Source organism: Streptomyces sp. NTD91 (genome assembly GCF_059510455.1).
The window spans coordinates 1-1,133 of record NZ_JCAJZW010000131.1 but is presented as its reverse complement, the minus strand read 5'-3'; the positions used below and the strand labels follow the sequence as shown (position 1 = coordinate 1,133).

1 pseudogene is annotated in these 1,133 nt (G+C 69.0%); it reads right to left on the bottom strand.

Features of this window, described 5'->3' with window-relative positions:
• Positions 1 to 1,133 (bottom strand): annotated as a pseudogene (locus AC5WRT_RS38890) (alpha-1,4-glucan--maltose-1-phosphate maltosyltransferase); the annotation flags it as partial.

The window sequence follows — 1,133 nt, the reverse complement described above, 5'->3', positions numbered from 1 at the left end:
CGCCGGATGTCGTTGAGCCGGGTGACGAGCGGGGCGATGGTACGGCCCTCACGCGCCGCCGCCTCCCAGTCCCGCCGCTTGAGCTGGTACTTCTCCGAGTCGAGGTACTCCTCGCTGCCCTCCCTGAGCGGGGTGTTCTCGCACAGTTCGTAGCCGCTGTAGATGCCCCACGAGGGCGAGAGGGTCGCGGCGAGCACGGCCCGCACCTCGAAGGCGGGCCGGCCGCCGTGCTGGAGGTAGGCGTGCAGGATGTCCGGGGTGTTGACGAAGAGGTTGGGCCGCATGTAGGCCGCCGCCCGCCCCGACAACTCGGTGAGGTATTCGGTGAGTTCCTGCTTGCTGTTGCGCCAGGTGAAGTACGTGTAGGACTGCTGGAAGCCGATCTGGGCGAGGGTGTGCATCATCGCCGGGCGGGTGAACGCCTCCGCCAGGAACACCACGTCGGGGTCCGGGCCGTTGACCTCGGCGATGACGCGTTCCCAGAACACGACCGGTTTGGTGTGCGGGTTGTCCACGCGGAAGATCCGCACACCGTGGCCCATCCAGTGCCGCAGGATCCGCACGGTCTCGGCCACCAGGCCGTCCATGTCCGCGTCGAAGGCGACCGGATAGATGTCCTGGTACTTCTTCGGCGGGTTCTCGGCGTGGGCGATCGTGCCGTCGGGCCGGTGATGGAACCACTCGGGATGCTTCTCCACCCAGGGATGGTCGGGCGAGCACTGCAGCGCGAAGTCCAGGGCCACCTCCAGGCCCAGCCTCCGGGCCTCGGCCACGAAGAAGTCGAAGTCCTCCAGGGTGCCGAGAGCGGGGTGGACGGCGTCGTGCCCGCCCTCCGGGGAGCCGATCGCCCAGGGCACGCCCACGTCGTCCGGACCGGCGGTGAGGGTGTTGTTGGGGCCCTTGCGGAAGGTCGTGCCGATGGGATGGATGGGGGGCAGGTAGACGACGTCGAAGCCCATGTCGGCGATCGGCTTCAGCCGGCGCGCGGCCGTGCGGAAGGTGCCGTGGGGCTGTTCGGCGGTGCCCTCGGAGCGTGGGAAGAACTCGTACCAGGAGCCGTACAGGGCCCGCTCCCGCTCCACGAGCAACGGCATGGGATCGGAGGCGGTGACCAGCTCCCGCAACGGATGACG